Origin of the sequence: Streptomyces sp. NPDC004111 (assembly GCF_042874215.1) — a bacterium.
Taxonomy (GTDB): Bacteria; Actinomycetota; Actinomycetes; order Streptomycetales; family Streptomycetaceae; genus Streptomyces.
This window is the reverse complement of sequence record NZ_JBIAMU010000022.1, coordinates 97,472-115,093: the sequence shown is the minus strand read 5'-3', so window position 1 is coordinate 115,093 and position 17,622 is coordinate 97,472. Positions and strand designations below refer to the sequence as shown.

General features: G+C 72.1%; 18 protein-coding genes. 7 read left to right on the top strand and 11 right to left on the bottom strand.

The annotated features are described in order from the left end of the window. Nucleotides 1-27: 27 nt before the first annotated feature. Together ACFYVL_RS35370 and ACFYVL_RS35365 are read right to left on the bottom strand one after the other, a co-directional pair. A complete protein-coding gene (locus ACFYVL_RS35370; RefSeq protein WP_389252352.1) occupies nt 28-585 on the bottom strand; it encodes a hypothetical protein in 558 nt (185 codons plus the stop codon). 170 nt (nt 586-755) lie between these two features. Then, complete coding sequence (locus ACFYVL_RS35365; protein ID WP_389252350.1) at nt 756-947, bottom strand: hypothetical protein; 192 nt, start codon at nt 945-947, stop codon at nt 756-758. A 154-nt stretch (nt 948-1,101) separates the two neighbouring features. On the opposite strand from ACFYVL_RS35365, the gene upp reads away from it, so the two are divergent. After that, nucleotides 1,102-1,737, top strand: a complete 636-nt coding sequence (upp, locus tag ACFYVL_RS35360) for a uracil phosphoribosyltransferase (RefSeq protein WP_389252348.1) — start codon at nt 1,102-1,104, stop codon at nt 1,735-1,737. A gap of 23 nt (nt 1,738-1,760) precedes the next feature. Here upp and ACFYVL_RS35355 read toward each other — a convergent pair whose 3' ends face one another. Both ACFYVL_RS35355 and ACFYVL_RS35350 read right to left on the bottom strand, forming a co-directional pair. Next, nucleotides 1,761-2,393 carry a LytR C-terminal domain-containing protein gene (locus ACFYVL_RS35355; protein WP_389252346.1) on the bottom strand — a complete coding sequence of 211 codons (633 nt, stop codon included), beginning with the start codon at nt 2,391-2,393 and terminating at the stop codon, nt 1,761-1,763. Nucleotides 2,394-2,601: 208 nt separating this feature from the next. Next, nucleotides 2,602-2,898, bottom strand: a complete 297-nt coding sequence (locus ACFYVL_RS35350) for a type II toxin-antitoxin system VapB family antitoxin (RefSeq protein WP_003955420.1) — start codon at nt 2,896-2,898, stop codon at nt 2,602-2,604. Nucleotides 2,899-2,986: 88 nt separating this feature from the next. On the opposite strand from ACFYVL_RS35350, the gene ACFYVL_RS35345 reads away from it, so the two are divergent. Beyond that, nucleotides 2,987-4,540, top strand: coding sequence for a helicase HerA-like domain-containing protein (locus ACFYVL_RS35345; RefSeq protein ID WP_389252344.1), 1,554 nt, complete (start codon nt 2,987-2,989; stop codon nt 4,538-4,540). A gap of 73 nt (nt 4,541-4,613) precedes the next feature. Beyond that, nucleotides 4,614-5,099, top strand: coding sequence for a VOC family protein (locus ACFYVL_RS35340; RefSeq protein ID WP_389252342.1), 486 nt, complete (start codon nt 4,614-4,616; stop codon nt 5,097-5,099). A 98-nt stretch (nt 5,100-5,197) separates the two neighbouring features. On the opposite strand, the gene ACFYVL_RS35335 is transcribed toward ACFYVL_RS35340, so the two are convergent. The 4 genes from ACFYVL_RS35335 to ACFYVL_RS35320 form a co-directional block, all read right to left on the bottom strand. Continuing rightward, a complete protein-coding gene (locus tag ACFYVL_RS35335) occupies nt 5,198-5,695 on the bottom strand; it encodes a nucleoside deaminase (RefSeq protein ID WP_389252340.1) in 498 nt (165 codons plus the stop codon). Nucleotides 5,696-5,798: 103 nt separating this feature from the next. Further along, nucleotides 5,799-6,275: a cyanase gene (gene cynS / locus ACFYVL_RS35330; RefSeq protein WP_389252338.1), complete on the bottom strand. Its 477-nt coding sequence runs from the start codon at nt 6,273-6,275 to the stop codon at nt 5,799-5,801. Between the two features lie 106 nt (nt 6,276-6,381). Beyond that, nucleotides 6,382-6,990: a carbonic anhydrase gene (locus tag ACFYVL_RS35325; protein ID WP_389252336.1), complete on the bottom strand. Its 609-nt coding sequence runs from the start codon at nt 6,988-6,990 to the stop codon at nt 6,382-6,384. A 283-nt stretch (nt 6,991-7,273) separates the two neighbouring features. Further along, on the bottom strand, nt 7,274-7,849 hold the full coding sequence (locus tag ACFYVL_RS35320; protein WP_389252334.1) for a hypothetical protein: 576 nt from the start codon (nt 7,847-7,849) through the stop codon (nt 7,274-7,276). A gap of 116 nt (nt 7,850-7,965) precedes the next feature. Between ACFYVL_RS35320 and ACFYVL_RS35315 the strand changes: the two genes are divergently transcribed. After that, entirely contained in the window at nt 7,966-8,724 is a 759-nt protein-coding gene (locus ACFYVL_RS35315) for a PIG-L deacetylase family protein (RefSeq protein ID WP_389252332.1), read from the top strand. 259 nt (nt 8,725-8,983) lie between these two features. Here ACFYVL_RS35315 and ACFYVL_RS35310 read toward each other — a convergent pair whose 3' ends face one another. Next, nucleotides 8,984-9,967: a LacI family DNA-binding transcriptional regulator gene (locus ACFYVL_RS35310; protein WP_389252330.1), complete on the bottom strand. Its 984-nt coding sequence runs from the start codon at nt 9,965-9,967 to the stop codon at nt 8,984-8,986. Nucleotides 9,968-10,149: 182 nt separating this feature from the next. Here ACFYVL_RS35310 and ACFYVL_RS35305 point away from each other — a divergent pair, with 182 nt between their 5' ends. The 3 genes from ACFYVL_RS35305 (at nt 10,150) to ACFYVL_RS35295 (ending at nt 13,950) form a co-directional block, all read left to right on the top strand. After that, the gene (locus ACFYVL_RS35305; RefSeq protein ID WP_389252328.1) at nt 10,150-11,595 is read left to right on the top strand and encodes an NCS2 family permease; all 1,446 of its coding nucleotides are present in this window, start codon (nt 10,150-10,152) and stop codon (nt 11,593-11,595) included. Nucleotides 11,596-11,700: 105 nt separating this feature from the next. Beyond that, entirely contained in the window at nt 11,701-13,410 is a 1,710-nt protein-coding gene (locus ACFYVL_RS35300; protein WP_389252326.1) for an adenine deaminase C-terminal domain-containing protein, read from the top strand. 105 nt (nt 13,411-13,515) lie between these two features. Further along, the gene (locus tag ACFYVL_RS35295; RefSeq protein WP_389252324.1) at nt 13,516-13,950 is read left to right on the top strand and encodes a DUF6083 domain-containing protein; all 435 of its coding nucleotides are present in this window, start codon (nt 13,516-13,518) and stop codon (nt 13,948-13,950) included. Nucleotides 13,951-14,173: 223 nt separating this feature from the next. Here ACFYVL_RS35295 and ACFYVL_RS35290 read toward each other — a convergent pair whose 3' ends face one another. Continuing rightward, on the bottom strand, nt 14,174-15,736 hold the full coding sequence (locus ACFYVL_RS35290) for a M28 family metallopeptidase (protein ID WP_389252322.1): 1,563 nt from the start codon (nt 15,734-15,736) through the stop codon (nt 14,174-14,176). Between the two features lie 146 nt (nt 15,737-15,882). Next, nucleotides 15,883-17,427, bottom strand: coding sequence for an MFS transporter (locus tag ACFYVL_RS35285; RefSeq protein ID WP_389252320.1), 1,545 nt, complete (start codon nt 17,425-17,427; stop codon nt 15,883-15,885). Nucleotides 17,428-17,622: the final 195 nt, after the last annotated feature.

The following is a 17,622-nucleotide window of genomic DNA, read 5'->3' as shown; positions in this document are numbered from 1 at the left end:
GGGACCGCCGGTGTTGCTCAGGGGGCACTAGCGCACGGCCTCCAGGATCTCCGCGACGCCCAGCGCGTCCGCGATCTCGGACAGCGCGTCGCCGTCGAGCTCCAGCAGCTCCTTCTCGCTCATGCCCAGGTCGGCCAGGATCTGCCGGTCACCGACCGGGCCCGCCGTCGCGGCCTTCGATCCCGGCCCGTCGGCGGTGTCGTCGTCGAGGCCGTCGCTCTCCCCGTCCGGGGCGGCCGGTTCGCTCTCGCCGTCCTCGGTGCCGTCGAGGTCCAGCGAGTCCAGGTCGGCGGAGAGGTCGTCGCCGTCCCCGCCGAGCAGTTCGTTGGTGAGGATCTCCCCGTAACTGGAACGGGCCGCGGCGGCCGCGTCGGAGACGTAGATCCGCGGTTCCTCCAGGTCCTCCACGCGGACGACGCCGAACCAGGCGTCCTCCTGTTCGATGAAGACGAGAACCGTGTCGTCGTCCACCGAGCCCTCACGGGCCAGTTCGACGAGGTCCGACAGGGTTTCCACGTCGTCGAGCTCTGTGTCGCTCGCTTGCCAACCGTCTTCGGTGCGCGCGAGCAGTGCGGCGATGTACACCGTGACTCTCCCACTGATCAGAGGTGTGACGATTCAGCGGCGCTCCGCTCGGCCCCGCCCACTCGGAATCGTGGCAGAAACCTGGCCCGAGCGAGAGGTCTTCCGCTCTTGCGTCGTGCATCAGTCCGGAGGGTGAGGTGTTCGGCACTGTCCGGGAAGTGCTCCTGCGACTACCAGCGGAAGGTACGCATCCGCATTTGTTGGCGCATTCGGGCCGCTCGGGCCCGCCTCGGCTGGACCCGGTCCCGCAGCTCCTTGGCCTCGTTCAGTTCGCGGAGGAACTGGGCGCGTCGGCGCCTGCGGGCCGCGTCGCTCTCCTCGGTCCGCTGCCCGGCGGTGTCCTGTTCTGGCTGCTGCGTCATCGGCCGCACCGTCCTGAAGAGGCGGGATGGATATGTCTTCACCTTCCCTCGGGTCGTGGTGATGATGCGAGCCGAACGGGGAGGAGTGCGGCAGGGGTGCCCCCGGCGGGGCCGCGGCGGGCGGCCGGTGGCCACGCCCGGTTACTGTGGAAACATGCGGATACACGTCGTCGACCACCCGCTGGTGGCGCACAAACTCACCACGCTGCGCGACAAGCGCACCGATTCCCCTACTTTCCGTCGCCTCGCCGACGAGCTGGTCACCCTGCTCGCGTACGAGGCCACCCGGGACGTGCGCACCGAGCAGGTCGACATCGAGACGCCGGTCACCGCGACCACGGGCGTCAAGCTGTCCCACCCGCGCCCCCTGGTCGTACCGATCCTGCGGGCCGGTCTCGGCATGCTCGACGGCATGGTCCGGCTGCTGCCGACCGCCGAAGTGGGCTTCCTCGGCATGATCCGCAACGAGGAGACCCTCCAGGCGGAGACCTACGCGACCCGGATGCCCGAGGACCTCTCCGGCCGCCAGGTCTACGTGCTCGACCCGATGCTGGCGACCGGCGGCACGCTCGTCGCGGCGATCCAGGAGCTGATCAAGCGCGGTGCGGACGACGTCACCGCCGTCGTGCTGCTGGCCGCCCCGGAGGGCGTCGAGGTCATGGAGCGCGAGCTGGCCGGCACCCCGGTCACCGTCGTGACGGCCTCGGTCGACGAGCGGCTCAACGAGAACGGCTACATCGTGCCGGGTCTGGGTGACGCGGGCGACCGGATGTACGGGACCGCGGAGTAGTACCTACGCCGTAGGGGACGTGCTCAGCACTTGTCGCCGGAGGGCGCGGACGCGGGCTTGGCCAGGGTGGCCAGGGCGGTGTCCGCGTCCTTCTTCGCGTCCAGGGACTTGAAGGCGTCGCCGATGATCAGGTCGACGTCCGCCCCGGCGCGGCCGTCGGCCTTGCGCTCGGCCTTCTTCAGCTGCGTGCCGAGCACCGGGAGCGTGCTGTCGAGCGACTTGGGGGCGCCGACCAGCAGGGCGGCGGCCTTGACTTTCTTGTCGTACTCCTTGGGCGCGTTGGTGAACTTCACGACCTGGAAGCCGCGCTTCTTGAGCTCCTCGCCGACCTGCTTGGCGAGGCCGCTGCGGGGGGTCGCGTTGTAGACGTTGACCTTGATCGCGGCGGGCTGCGGGACCTTGCCCGCGGGGGCGGCCGGGGTGGTCGCCGCGGGCTTGCAGTCGGGCTTCCTGCCGCCCGCCACCGCCTTCTTCTCACCACCGGTGAAGACGTCGATGAGCTGCAGCGTTCCCCAGCCGGCCAGGCCCAGGGCGACGATGCAGGCCGTCGCCAGGAGGATGATCCGGCGGCGGTTACGGGGGCGGCGCATCCGGGGGTAGGCGTTTCCGGTGATGCGGTACTTTCCGCCCATGCCGGGGGGAGTCAGCATGCTCATGGGCGCAGCGTAGTGCCGACCAGCCGGGTTGCGTACTAAATGATCAACGAATGGGTCAATCATCGGCCATGCCCAACCCGAAAGGGTCAATGGGGCATTGACGGACGAACCCACCTGGCCGACCCCGCGGGACGGCAGGGCGGTTCCGCGGAGCGGGCCGCGCGGACGGAGGCCGGCCGGCCCGGCGGGGGTACCGGCCGGGTGCCGGTCAGCCCAGTTCGAGGACGCGCGCGTGCAGCACCTGGCGCTGTTGCAGCGCGGCGCGGACCGCGCGGTGCAGCCCGTCCTCCAGATAGAGGTCGCCCTGCCACTTCACGACGTGCGCGAACAGGTCGCCGTAGAAGGTCGAGTCCTCGGCGAGGAGGGTTTCCAGATCCAGCTGGCCCTTGGTGGTGACGAGCTGATCGAGGCGGACCGGGCGCGGCGCGACATCCGCCCACTGCCGGGTGCTTTCCCGGCCGTGGTCGGGATACGGCCGGCCGTTTCCGATGCGCTTGAAGATCACACGGAAAGCCTACCGGTCAAGGTGCTCCGGGCGCAGCCATGAGGGAGGGATGCAAAGGTCGTATTCAGCGCCAGAACGGGAGCAAACGATGAGCGGAAGTACCCCCTCCGGTGACATGGGTGACGTTGAGGCGACGATTGCGAGCGGCTATGCCTTCACCGGACCCGCTCTGGATCTTGGTGCGCTGCTGTGGGAGGGCAGCTGCCGGCCCGATGCGCAGATCCGCATCCCGCTCGCCGTGCTGAACCGGCACGGTCTCGTCGCGGGCGCCACCGGCACCGGAAAGACCAAGACCCTGCAACTGATCGCCGAACAGCTCTCGGCCCAGGGCGTGCCGGTGTTCCTGGCCGACATCAAGGGCGACGTCTCGGGCATCTCGGCGCCCGGCGAGGACAGCGAGAAGGTACGGGAGCGGGCGGCGGCCGTCGGGCAGGAGTGGCAGGGCACGGGCTTCCCCTGCGAGTTCTACGCGCTCGGCGGGATCGGCCCCGGAATCCCGCTGCGGGCGACGGTGACCAGCTTTGGTCCCGTACTGCTCTCGAAGGTCCTCCAGCTGAACCAGACGCAGGAGCAGTCGCTCGGCCTGATCTTCCACTACGCGGACTCCAAGGGCCTGGAGCTGGTGGACCTGAAGGACCTGCGGGCCGTCGTCGCCTTCCTGACCTCCGACGTGGGCAAGCCCGAACTGAAGGGCATCGGCGGGCTCTCCACGGTCACGGCCGGGGTGATCCTGCGGGCGCTGACCGCCTTCGAGCAGCAGGGCGCCGGGGACTTCTTCGGGGAGCCGGAGTTCGACACGAGCGAGCTGCTGCGGCAGGCGCCGGACGGGCGTGGCCTGGTGTCGCTGCTGGAGCTGGCGGCCGTGCAGCAGAAGCCGCAGCTCTTCTCCACCTTCCTGATGTGGCTGCTCGCGGACCTCTTCCAGGAACTGCCCGAGGTCGGCGACCTGGACCGGCCCAAACTGGTGTTCTTCTTCGACGAGGCGCACCTGCTCTTCAACGGGGCCTCCCGGGCCTTCCTCGAATCGATCACCCAGACCGTGCGGCTGATCCGCTCGAAGGGGGTCGGCGTCTTCTTCGTGACGCAGACGCCGAAGGACGTGCCCGCCGATGTGCTCGCCCAGCTCGGCAACCGGGTGCAGCACGCGCTGCGGGCGTTCACCCCGGACGACGCGAAGGCGCTGCGGGCGACCGTGAAGACCTTCCCGCACTCCCCGTACGACCTGGAGGAGGTGCTGACCGGGCTGGGCACGGGCGAGGCGGTGATCACCGTGCTGAGCGAGAAGGGCGCACCGACCCCGGTGGCGGCGACGCGGCTGCGGGCGCCGGAGTCGCTGATGGGCCCGGTCGGCGACGAGGCCCTGGACCGGGCGGTGAAGTCCTCACTGCTGTACGGGCGCTACGCCGAGGCGGTGGACCGGGAGTCGGCGTACGAGAAGCTCCAGGCCCCCGCGCCGGCTGCCGGGGCACCCGCGCCCGCACCCGGGGCCCCGGCTCCGGAGAAGGCCGGGCGGGACGATCCCTCGCTGATCGAGCAGGTGGTGGGCAGCGGGATGTTCAAGTCGCTCGCGCGGTCCATCGGAACGCAGCTGGGCCGGGAGATCAGCCGGTCGATCTTCGGCACTTCGCGCCGCCGCCGATGAGTTCGCCGCCCGCCGGGAGTCATTACGTGGGCAAGGACGGTTGCAGGGCTTCATCTCCGACGAGGAGCACACGATGAGCAAGCGAGGATTCGCCACCACCCTGTGGTTCGACGAGAACCGGGCCGAGGAAGCGGTCGACTTCTACCTGTCGGTCTTCAAGGACTCGTCGCGCGGCCGGACGCTGCACTACAACGACGCCGGGCCGGGCCCCGCGGGGAGTGTGGTGACGGTGGAGTTCGAACTCAACGGCCAGCGGTTCATCGCGCTGAACGGCGGGCCCGAGTTCAAGTTCAGCGAGGCCGTGTCGTTCCAGATCGACTGCGCGGACCAGGCGGAGGTCGACCACTACTGGGCGCGCCTCACCGAGGGCGGCGGCCAGGAGCGCCCCTGCGGCTGGCTGAAGGACAGGTTCGGGGTGTCCTGGCAGGTGGTGCCGGAGCAGCTGATCGACCTGATCGCGGACCCGGACGGCGCCAGGGCGACGCGGGCCACCAAGGCGATGTACGCCATGAAGAAGATCGACCTCGAAACGGTGCGGAAGGCGCACGCGGGGGAGTAGCCCCGGAGTGCGGAACGGCCGGTGCCGGGGACCCGAGGGCGGGTTCCCGGCACCGGCCCGTGCGGTTCATGGGGCCGGTCGTGGGGGAGCGGCGGCCGTCAGGCGGTCGGCATTCCCGGGACCCGGCGCTCGCCGCCGTTGCGGGCGTTCCAGTCGCGGTAGACGTCGACGGCTTCCGCGCGCTCCTCGTGCCGCATCGGCAGACGGCGCTCCTGCCACGGCTTGGCGAACTCGCCGTAGAAGGTGTCGAGCTCGAAGTACTTGCGGTCGTCCACGTAGAACGGCTCGTACGCGTCGCGGGTCGTCAGGAAGACCACCTCGGCGGGCGAGCAGTAGTAGAGCGAGCCCAGACACATCGGGCAGGGCAGGGCCAGGATGTAGATCGTGCAGTCCGTGAGGTGCTCGGTGCCGAGCTTGGCGCAGGCCTCACGGATGGCGAGGATCTCGGCGTGGGCGGTGGGGTCGTTCGTCTGCGCCACCTGGTTGCCGCTCTCGGCGATGACCTCGCCGTCGCGGACGATGACGGTGGCGAAGGGCCGGCCGCCCTCGGCGACGTTGGCGCGGGCGAGATCGATGGTGCGCTGTGCGAAGTCCATTGCCTTCTCCGGTGGTTGACGGGGTGACGGAGTGTGGGGGGTGGGGGACTGTTTCACGTGAAACAGTCCCCCGGCGGGGCGCGGGGAGCGCCCTGGACACGCCCTAGAAGGGCTTGGTGGGGAGGTACTTGCCGTCCAGGGTGATGACGGCGCGCTCGCCGCCCTCGGGGTCGGCGACCTTCTTCACGTCGAGCTTGAAGTTGATCGCGGAGATGATGCCGTCCCCGAACTCCTCGTGGACGAGTGCCTTCAGCGTCGTGCCGTACACCTGGAGCATCTCGTAGAAGCGGTAGATCGTCGGGTCGGTGGGGATGCCGCCGGCGATGCTGCCGCGCATCGGCACGGTCTGGAGCAGGAGCACCGCGTCGTCGTCCAGACCGAGCAGGCCGGCGACGGTGCGGGCCGCGTCGGCGGGCAGCGGGTGCTGGCCGAGCAGGGCGGCCGTGACGAACGCGACGGAGAGGCCGGTGGGCTCGGCGATCTCCTTCCAGGAGAGGTCCCGCCGGGTCTTGGCCTCGATCGCGGCGACGGTCAGCTGCTGGCGGGCGTTCTGGTCGGCGTGGGAGTGCAGGTGGTTCATGAGGGGTTCCTTTTCGGGGAGGGGTCTTCGGGGAGGGGGCGGGACCCGGGGAAGGGTCCGGGGTGGGCCGTGGTGCAGGGCCGGGAGACGGGCCGCACGGCGGGGGTCAGACGGTGAGCGGTGCGGCGGCGCCCGTTTCGGCGTCGACGGTCTCGATGCGGCCGGAGCCGATGTCGTAGACCCAGCCGTGCAGGGCGACCTCGTGCCGGGCGAGTGCGCGGACCACCGAGGGGTGGGTGCGCAGATTGGCCAGCTGGGCGCGGACGTTGCTGCGTACGAGCGCGGAGACGCGGTCCTCGGCCGCCGGGGCGGCGTCCAGCAGCGCCCGGGAGGCGTCCGCGTGCCGCAGCCAGGTGGCAGTGGCGGGGAGGGCCGACATGTCGGTGCCGGTGGCCAGCGCGGTCATCGCGCCGCAGGCGGAGTGGCCGCAGACGATGATGTCGGCGACGCCGAGGGCGTTCACCGCGTACTCGATGCTGGCCGCGATGCCGTCCGCGTCCTGCCCGTACGGCGGGACGAGATTGCCGGCCGTACGGATGACGAACAGCTCGCCGGGCTCCCGCTGGGTGATCAGCTCGGGCACCACCCGGGCGTCCGAGCAGCCGATGAACAGGGCGTTCGGGGTGTGACTGGTGGCCAGCCGCCGGAAGAGTTCCGCTCTGGGCGGGAAGGCCTCGCGCCGGAAGCGCTCGAATCCTGCTGCGATCTCCTTCACGGAATCACTCCTCACGACGGGGCGGTTTTCACGGGACTTCGTCCCGTTTCGCCGGACGTTCTGTCCGACGTGCTCCACCATGCATGAGCTGTGGCTATAGAGTCCAAGAGTTGTTGGGGATGACAGTTATTGGTGGTGTCTATAGTTGTGTGCGCGGGCCTGCGGGACCGTGTGCGCGGCCGGGCTATCGGGCCCGGAACGCCGACACCCGCACGGCGTCGGACGCCGTACGGGTGCGAAGGGCGGGTGCGGGGCGGGCGGGCGGCCCGGCGCGGGGCTCGGGTCAGGCGGCCGAGGGGGACATCGGCGCAGGAGCCTGCGCCTTGTTCGCCCCGGCGGTGCGCGCGGGCAGACCGGCCTCGGCGCGGGAGTCGCACCACGGGTAGCCGTGCGCGCGGAACGCCTGCGCCAGCGAGTGGCGGGACGCCCGGTGCGGGGCCAGGGCCAGCGGCCGGCCCGCCGAGTCGAGCACCACGAGGTCCCGGCCCTCGACGAACACCGCGGCCACCCGCTCCCGGCGCAGCGCCAGCGGCTTCTGCCGGTCGCCGAACTCGATCCCCAGGGTGTCGCCGTCCAGCGTCACCTTCACCGAGTCCGCGACCGCGACGAACGCCGCGAGCAGCCCCAGCACCGTCGCGGCCAGCGCGAACGCCACGGCCTGCCAGGTGTCCTCCATGTCCGCGACGAAGGTCAGGACGTTGCGCAGCGGCAGCACCGACATTCCGTCCAGCCACCGGGCGGCCGGCGGCAGCGCGAAGCCGAGGACGAGCCCGAGGGCCGGGAATCCGGCGAGGATGCGCAGCAGACGGGTGCGGGGGTAGCCCAGCACGGTCCGGGTCGGCGACTGGTGGTGGCTCATCTCTGGGTCCCCCGCGGTTTCGGTCGGTGTGGGCGGCTTCGGTCTGCGTAGGGTCCGCATAAAGCCGCCCACTCTTCTTGACGTGAAATCGGGCCCGGGTGGTTCACTCCGGTGGCATGGCAACTTTGGTGGCTTTCTTCGCGCACCCCGACGACGAGGTCCTGCACGCCGGGGGCACCCTGGCCCGCGCGGCGGCCGAGGGGCACCGGGTGGTGCTGGTGACCGCGACGGACGGGGAGCTGGGCCCGGCGCCGGAAACCCCGCTGCGGCTCGACGAACTGCGCGCGGCGGCACGGGAGTTGCGTGCCTCCCGGGTCGTGCACCTCGGCTACGCGGACAGCGGGCACGGCCGGGAGCTCTATCCGGACCCGCCGGACCGGGCGCGCTTCGTGCGGGCACCCGTCGAGGAGGCGGCGGCGCGGCTGGCGGCGGTGCTGCGGGACGAGCACACGGACGTACTGGTGACGCACGACGCGGACGGCGCCTACGGCCACCGGGACCACGTGCGGGCGCACGAGGTGGCGGTACGGGCGGCCGAACTGGCGGGGGTGCGCAGGGTGCTGGCGGCGGCCGTCGTGCGTACGGCACCGATCCGGCTGCTCCGGCTGACCGCGCTGCTTTGGCGGCCGGGCGTCGTGCTGCGGCCCGACGAGCGGCGGACGGCGTTGCTGCGGGTCGCGTTCACACCCCGCGCCAGGGTCACCCACGCGATCGACGGCCGTCGCTACGCGGCCCGCAAACAGGCCGCGCTGGCGGCGCACGGCTCCCAGGTGTGGGGGACGGGCCGCAGCGCGGGGGCCTTCCGGGCCCTGGTGCGGATGCCGACGGCGCTGTTCGGGCGGCTGCTGGGGCGGGAGTGGTTCGTGGAGCTGTGAGCCGCACGGGGTGCGCGGTCCGGACCGGGGGCGGGGTGCGCGGTCCGGACCGGGACCGGGGGCGCGGGGCGCGGCGACGGGCGGGGCGGGACCGGGGGAGGCACAGGGCGCGGCGACGGGCGGGACGGCCGGGCCGGGGCCGGTCGAAGGGGTCCTACCGGCCCGCTTCCCACCGGCCCGCTTCCCACCGGCCCGGTTCCGACCCGCCCGGTTCCGACCCGCCGGGTTCCTACCGGCCCGGTTCCTGCCCGCCCGGGTCCTACCCGCCCGCCCCGCGCGGCGCCGCCGTCGAGGCGCGGCGGCGCAGGGTCGTGGGCAGGCTGGTGGTGACCGTGCGGCGGACCCCCTCGCGGACCTGGAGGAGCCGGGTGACCGCCGCCGCGCCCGCTTCGGCGACCGGCACGTCGAGCGCGGTGACGGCGGGCGTGGTCGAGGCGAGCGCGGTGAGGTCGTCGGCGGCGGCGATGCTGATGTCGTCCGGCACCTCCCGCCCGGCCGCCTTGAGGCCGTGCAGCAGCCCGAGGGCGAGATAGCTGTTGTACGCGACGACGGCGGTCGCCGCCGCGGGGACGGCGGAGGCCGCCGCGATGCCCGAGTCGAAGGTCGGCGGCAGCGGCCCGAGCACGTCGAGGCGGGCCCCGGCCGCGTCCGTGAGGGCCTTCATCGCGGCCTGCCGGTGGGTGTCCGCCCAGGAGCCGGACGGGCCCGACACGTAGGCCAGGTGCCGGTGGCCCAGCTCGACCAGGTGGCCGACCAGGTCCGCGGTGCCGGTGGCGGTGTCCAGGACGACGGCGGGCAGCCGGCCCACCCGGCGGTCCACCAGGACCAGCGGCAGACGGTCCGCACGGGTCCGCAGCGAGGCGTCGGTGCCCACCGGGGCGACCAGGATCAGGCCGTCGACCTGCTCGGAGACGCGCTCCGCGAGGGCCGCCTCGCGGTCCGCGTCGTACTCCGAGACGGCGATCAGGAGGTGGTTGTCGGTCTCCTCCGCCGCCTGCTGGGCGCCGAGCACCAGTGGGGCGAAGAAGGGGTTGGCGAGGGTCGGCACGATCAGGCCGAGCATCCCGGTGCGGCCCGTGGTGAGGGCACGGGCGGCCGGGTTGGGGTGGAAGCCGAGCCGGTCGGCGGCGTCCCTGACCTTGGCCAGGGTGGCCGCGGCGACCATCTCGGGCCGCATCAGGGCGCGCGACGCGGTGGCCTTGGAGACTCCTGCTTCGCGGGCCACGTCGGCCAGTGTCGACACCTGGTTCCCCCTGCGCGCTTCAGTGATGCGTACGTTCCGCCGAGATCGCAGTGTGACCGATGTCCGGGTTCTCCTCGCGTCCGGGGCATGTCATTCTAAGTGCAACCGGTCTCTGCAACCGGTTGCATCCTGTGTGTTCCGCCCGTGTCTCGCCCCTCTCCCCGATGCCGAGGTGCCCTGCCATGACCTCCCGTGCCGATGTGTCCGGATCCGACGCGGAGACCGGCGACACCGGGCCCGCCGCGTCCGGAGGGTCCGACGCCTCCGCCGCGTCCGCCGGCTCCGCGGGCGCCGCCGCGACCCCCGGGCCCGGCGCGGCGCCGTCCCTGCTGGAGCGCCGCTTCCGGATCCGCGAACGCGGCAGCACGCCCCGTACCGAAGCCATCGCCGGGCTCTCGATGTTCGTCGCCGCCGCCTACGCGGTCGTCGTCGTGCCCGGTCAGCTCGCCAAGGCCGGGGTCCCGCACGGCCCGGTGACCACCGCCGTGATCATCGCGATCGTGGCCGGCACGCTGGCCATGGGCCTCTTCGCCAACCTGCCGTTCGTCCTGGCCCCCGGGCTCGGCGGCGTCGCCCTGCTCGCCGTGACGATCGTGGGCCAGGACGGGGTGCCCTGGGACTCGGCGCTCGGCATGGTGTTCTGGTCGGGCATCGCGTTCCTGGTGCTGACCGCGCTCGGCATCCGGGACCTGATCACCAAGCTGATGCCGCTGAACCTGAAGTACGCCATCAGCGGCGGGCTCGGACTCTTCATCGCGCTGCTCGGCTTCCGGGACAGCGACCTGGTCGTCGCCAAGCCCGCCAGCAACGCGCTCGGCCTCGGCGACCTCTCGCAGCCGACGGCCTGGCTCGCGCTCGCCGGTCTGGTGCTGCTCACCGCGCTGATGACCCGCAAGGTGCCCGGCGCGTTCCTGATCACCATCGCGGCCGTCACCCTGATCGGCATTCCGCTCGGCGTCACCGAGGTGCCCGACCACCTCTTCGGGGCGCCGGACAGCCCGGGTGCCGTCGCGTTCCACATCGACGTCCTGGGCGCGCTCAGGCCGGAGTACTTCCCGTACATCTTCGCCTTCTTCGTCTCGGAGTTCTTCTCCATGACGGGCACCCTGCTGGCGGTCGCCGGGCGGGCCGGACTGACCGACAAGGACGGGAACATGCCGGGCATCCGGCGCCCCTTCTACGTCGACTCGGCGGCCGTCATCGGCGGTGCCGGGCTCGGAGCGCCGAGCATGACCGCCTACCTGGAGTCCTCGGCGGGCGCGGACAGCGGGGGCCGCACGGGCCTCTCCTCGGTGTACGCGGCGGGCGCCTTCGCGGCGCTGCTGCTGGTCACCCCGTTCGCGACGCTGATCCCGCAGGCGGCGACCGCACCCGTACTGATGTACATCGGGCTGTCCATGCTCGGCGCGCTGCGCAACATCGACTTCAAGGACCCGACGGACGCCGTCCCGGCCGCGCTGGTCGTCGCCACCACCGTCTTCTTCGGGAACTTCGGCACCGGCATCGCGGCCGGGCTGGTCGCCCACGTGCTGGTCAAGGCGTGCGCCGGCCGGTTCAAGGAGATCCCGCTCGGGCTGTGGATCGTGATGATCCCGCTCGGCTACTACTTCTACACGCTGATCCCCTGACCCCTCGGGCGCAGGCCGATCCCGCTGCCCCCTCCTGGCCCCCTCCCGGCCCCTCGCCCCTTCCATCCCCCGTACACCCCAAGCCCCATGAGGAGCACTGACCGCATGGCCAGCACCGTTCACGACGTCCGCATCACCGGCGGTCGGGTCGTCTCCACCTTCACCGGCGAGGAGTTCGCCGCCGACGTGCTGCTGCGCGGCGACACCATCAGCGGAGTCGTCCCGCCCGGCACCCCGGCCGAGGCGCACGAGGAGGTGGACGCGGCCGGGATGCTGGTCGTGCCGGGCTTCGTGGACGCGCACATGCACATCGAGAGCTCCTTCCTCACCCCGCGGACCTTCGCCGCGCTGACCCTCGCGCGCGGTACGACGACCGTGCTCGCCGACCCGCACGAGATCGTCAACGTCGCCGGTGCGGACGCCATGCGCTGGATGATCGAGGCCGGCCGGGACACCCCGCAGACCCAGCTCTGGGGCGTGCCCTCCTGCGTCCCCGCGCTGGAGGGGCTGGAGCACGCGGGCGCGAGCCTGTCCGCCGAGGACATCGACGAGATGCTCGGCTGGCCGGGCGTGATCGCGCTGGGCGAGGTCATGGACTACCGGGCCGTGGTCGCCGACGACGCCCGGATGCGCGGGATCGTCGGGGCGGCCAGGGAGCGGGGCGTCGTCCTCGACGGGCACTGCCCGAACCTCAGCGGCGCCGAACTCAGCGCCTACATGGCGACCGGGGTGGACTCCGACCACACCAAGAACCGCACCGAGGTCGTCCTGGAGAAGGCCCGGATGGGCATGCTGATGATGCTCCAGGAGAAGTGCCTGCTCCCCGAGGTCGTCGAGGCGCTGCGTGCCCTGCCGCAGCTGCCGCCGCTGTGCCTGGTCACCGACGACCTCGCCGCCGACCACATCCTCACCACCGGCCACCTCGACCACATCGCCCGTGTGGCGGTGGCCGCCGGACTGCCCGCCGTCGACGTCCTGCGCGCGCTGACCTGGAACCCGGCGCAGCGGATGCGGCTGTACGACCGCGGCGTGGTGGCCCCGGGCAAGCGGGCCGACCTGGTGCTGCTGCGCGGCGAACTCGCCGACTTCCGGGTCGGCCGGGTCTTCGCGGGCGGCCGGCTCGTCGCCCGCGACGGGGCGGCCGTGTACGCGAGCGGGGAGCCGGACGGGGGCGGCCTGGCCGGGACGGTGGACGTCGAGCCGCAGACCGCCGACGGCTTTTGCTGGCGCGAACCCGGGCTGCCCGACGGCACGCACACCTTCCGCGCCATGCGGGTCAACCCGCGCGACACCTACACGGAGGCGGCCGAGGTCGAACTCCCGGTGGTGAACGGCGAAGTGGACTGGGAGGGGCGCGTCGTGCTCGTCCGGGTGCGCAACCGCTACGGCCGCCCCGGCACCGTCTTCGCCCCGCTCCTGGGCCGCGACCTGTCGGCGGGCGCCATCGCCACGACGTACGCCCACGACAGCCACAACCTGGTGACGGTCGGCACCTCGCGCGCCGCGATGGCGGCGGCGGCCGACGCGGTCGTGGCGGACGGCGGAGGGGTGGCGGTGGTACGCGGCGAACAGGTCGCCGCACGGCTGCCGCTGCCGGTGGGCGGGGTGATGTCACCGGCGTCGGCGCGGGAGATCGCGGCACGCTCGGGCGAGGTCCGCCGGGCGCTGGTGGGCTGGGGCTGGGACCACCTGAACCCCTTCATGAGCGTCTCGACGCTGACCCTGGCCGTGTCGCCGAGCCTGAAGATCACCGACCGGTCGCTGGTGGACGTGCTGCGCCGGGCGCCGGTCGGGGCGTTGGCGAACAACGGCTGAACTGCGCCCGACCTGCGGGGACACCGTCGGCAGGACTGATTGTCAGACCCCTGTGGAAGCATTCTTCACGTCAGCTGTGAACGAAGTGGTTTGCGGGTGGGGGTCATGATTTCGTACGGATGTGACGCGTGCGGCGGTCCGCACGGCAGGTGGCGCCCGGCCCTGGGCCGGTCGGTGTGTACGTCGTGCGAGCGGGGCGGCGGCGAGCGGGAGCCGGTGCTGCTCGCCGAGGTGCTGGCCGGCACGGCGATCGAACTGGGCTCCGCGGCACGTCGGTTGCGGGCGGTGCCGGACCCGCGCGGTCCGGCGGGCACGGCCTGCAAGCGGTGCGGTGCCCGCGCCGAGTGGCACCGGACGGTGCGCGGCAAGTGGATCCTGATCGAGCCGGGGGAGCGGGCCGTCGGGTCCGTTCCCGCCGGGAAGCGGTGGCGGATCGCGGGCGACGGCACGGCCGTCAACCTGGGCTCGTCGATACCGGCCGACACCTGCCGGATCAGCCACTTCGACCTGTGCCCGGCCCGGTCGTCGGCGGTGGCCTGAGCGGGGCGGGGCGACGGCCGCACGAGAGGCCGCGCGTGCTCGGCGGAGTCCGGTGGGTCCGTACCGCGAAGCGCGACGGCGCGACAGGACGACGGCGCGACAGGACGACGGCGCGACAGGGCGACAGCGCGCCAGGACGACAGCGCGGCCCCGGGGACGCGGGGCCGCGCTGGCGCGCACCGGGCGGAGCGGCTGCGGCGAGCCGCGCCGCTCCGCCGGACCGTTACGACGTGAGCGCGTCGTCGTGGCCGTGCATGCCACCCGTGCCGGCGTCGCCGCCGGTGGTCGGCTTCGAGACGACCGGCCTGCTCAGCGCGCTGATGTCGTGCGCGTAGGTGCCGACCGCGTTCGCGATGACGTCGACGTTGACGTCGAGCGCCTTCATGTTCACGTTGGAGAGGTCGTCGCACTTCGCGTGGTAGCACTTGTCGTACGCGACGCCCGCCGTGCCGCCGAACTTGGCGGCCTGGGCGGCGGTCTTGATGCCCTCGGCGCCGGTGAACGTACCGCCGGAGGGAACGCCCACGGCGATGAACGGACCGTAGTCCGAGCGGCCGTCGAAGTCCGTGCCCTCGTGCGGGAAGTTCCGGCTGTCGAGGAAGTCGTTGATCCCCTTCTCCAGCTGCGCGGAGCCCTCCGGGCCCGCCCCCTCGCCGACGCCGTCCGAGTTGTCGCCGTCGTACACGAACTGGCCGAAGTTCGGCGAGGCGATCATGTCGAAGTTCAGATAGAGCTTGATCTTCTTCAGCTGCTCGGGGGAGAGCTTGGCCACGTAGTCCTCGGCGCCGAGCAGACCCAGCTCCTCCGCCGACCACCAGGCGAACCGCACCTTGTTGGCGGGCTGCTTGCCGTTCTTGGTCGCCTTCGCGAGCTTGAGGGCGACCTCGATGAGACCGGCCGAGCCCGAGGCGTTGTCGTTGATGCCCGGACCGTCGGCGACCGAGTCCAGGTGGGCGCCGAGCATCACCGTGTTGTCGGCGTTGCCGCCCCTGGTCTCGGCGATGACGTTGCGGGTGGTCTTCTTCTGCTGGAGCTGGCGGATGTCCAGGTTGATGGTGACCGGGCCCTTGGCGAGGTCGGCGGTCAGGGCCACGCCGTCGGCCTGGGTGATGCCGCCGGTGGGGATCTTGCCGTCCTCGGGGGAGCCGAGGGTGCCGTTCAGGTCACCCGCCGTGTTGTTGTAGATCACCGCGCCGACCGCGCCCGCCGCGGCGGCGGTCGCCTGCTTCTGCGCGAAGGAGCAGCCGCCGCGCTGGATCAGGGCGACCTTGCCGGTGAACCCGGCCGCGTAGTCGGTGGCCTCGCAGCCGGTCGTCGCGTCGACCGGGACGGCCGCGAGGGGCGCCTTCAGGCCACCGACGGGCGTCGACTTCGTGTAGGACATCGCGATGATGTTCACATCGCGCGGGGCGGGCGTGACGACCGAGAGCTTCTCGGCCTGGGTCTCGATGTAGGTGAAGTCGAACGTCTCGTAGTGGACGTCGTAGCCCGCCTTCTTCAGCAGGCCGAAGACGTACGCCCCGGAGGCGTCGTGGCCCAGCGACCCGGCCGCGCGGTTGCCGCCGGCCGAGTCCGCTATCGCCTGGAACTGCTTCAGGTGCTGGTACGCGCCCTGCCCGGACGAGTCCTGCACCAGCTTCTTCGCCAGCTTGGCCGCGTCCTTGGCGGGGTCGGACCCGGCGCGCTGCGCGGTGGCCGGAGAGGCGGCGGCGAGCAGGAGCGGGGTGGCGATGGCCAGGGACGCGAGGGCGGCCACGGCTCTGCGACTGCGGGATGAAGCGTTCACAGGGATCCTCTCGGTGCGAACAAATGTGAGGGGAAGCTAGCGAGTCGCGGAGCTTCTGGGAATGCTTGTGCCACAAATCGTGTGACCGAGTGTGCGGATGCGTGTGCGTCCCGGCGCGCGGAGGGAGGCCGAATGGCGCCCTTGTGTCACCCGGTGGGCGTGTGGGCGGAGTTGGGTACGGACTGCGGGACGAGGGCGGCCGGCGCGACGGCGGCCTCCCGCGGGACAGGTGCGCCGGGGTGCCCGGACTCCCGTACCGCCGATTCCCCGGCCGCGGCCTTGGCACCCCGGCGCCGGAGGCCGAAGGCCCCCACCACCGCGGCCAGCACAACCGCCGTCAGCGGGACCCACAGCGCCGTCCGGTAGCCCTCCAGCAGGGCGGCCGGTGAAGTGCCGTGCGTGGCGGCCGTGTTGACCGCGCTCGCCGTGGACAGCCCGAGGGCGGCACCGAACTGCGAGCTGGTGTAGAGCAGCCCGCCGGCCAGCCCCTGCTCCTGTTCCGCGATGTTCTCCGTCGCGGAGATCGTCAGCGGCCCGTACGCCAGCGCGAAGGCGAACCCGACCAGCAGCAGGCTCGGCAGCATCGCCAGATACCCCCACTCCGCGCCGACCGGCAGGAACAGCGCGTACGCCAGGACCGCCGAGAGCAGCCCGCCGAAGATCACCCGGGCGTTGCCGAACCGGGCCACCAGCACCGGGGTCAGTGTCGGCGCCAGCAGGACGTCGAGGCCGGTGACGAGCATGACGAGGCTGGTGGTGAGGGTGGACCAGCCGCGCAGTTCCTGGAGGTAGAGCACCACCAGGAACTGGAAGGAGAAGAAGGCGCCGATGAAGAGCATCGTCGCCACGTTCGCCCTGATCAGCGTCGCCGAGCGGAGGATGCCGAGCCGGATGAGCGGAGTTCCGCCGCGCCGTTCGATGCGCCGCTCGACCACCGTGAAGAGCGCCAGCAGCGAGAGCGCCCCGACGATCGTGGCCGCGGTCACGGCCGTGCCCGCGTGCGGTGCCCGCTCGACGCCGAGCACCAGCAGCACGATCGCGGTGGTGAGCAGCGCGCTGCCCGCGAGGTCCATCCGCTGCCCGTCCCGCTCGGGCCGCGGGCCCTTCGGTACGACGGTCAGCGCCGCGAGCAGGATCACCGCCGCCAGCACGACCGGCGCGAAGAACACCCAGCGCCAGCCGAACGAGGTGAGCAGCCCGCCCGCCACCAGACCGACCGTGAACCCGGCCGCCCCGGTGCCCGAATAGACGAGCAACGCCTTGGTGCGCTGCGGCCCTTCGGCGAAACCGGTGGTGATGATCGACAGGCCCGCCGGGGTCATGAACGCGGCGGCGACACCCGTCACGAAGCGCGAGAGGAGCAGCATCCAGCTCTCGGTGGCGAACCCGCCGAGCCCGGAGAAGCCGAGGAAGACGACGAGCGCGAGCACGAACATCCGGCGCCGGCCGAGCAGGTCGGCGGCCCGTCCGCCCAGCAGCATGAAGCCGCCGTAGCCGAGCACGTACGCACTCACCACCCACTGCAACTCGCCCGTCTCCAGGCCGAGATCGGTGCGGATGGACGGCAGCGCGACATTGAGCATGCCGATGTCGATGCCTTCGAGGAAGATCGCGCCGCAGAGCACGAGGAGGACGCCCCACTGGCGGGCGGACATGCCGGACAGGGCCGGTGCGGAGGGTTCGGTGGTCATGCGGCAACCCTCCGGCCGGGCCCCGGGGCGGAACAACGGCGAAGAACGCAACGTTCGTTCAACCAGGCTTACCGATCCGCCCGCACCCCCGCGAACCACCGCTCAACTGCCACAGACCGCCCACCGCCCACCTGCTTCGAACCGCTCGGCGCCCCCCGCCACCCGCCAGATCCCCGACCCCTCCGAGGTGCACGC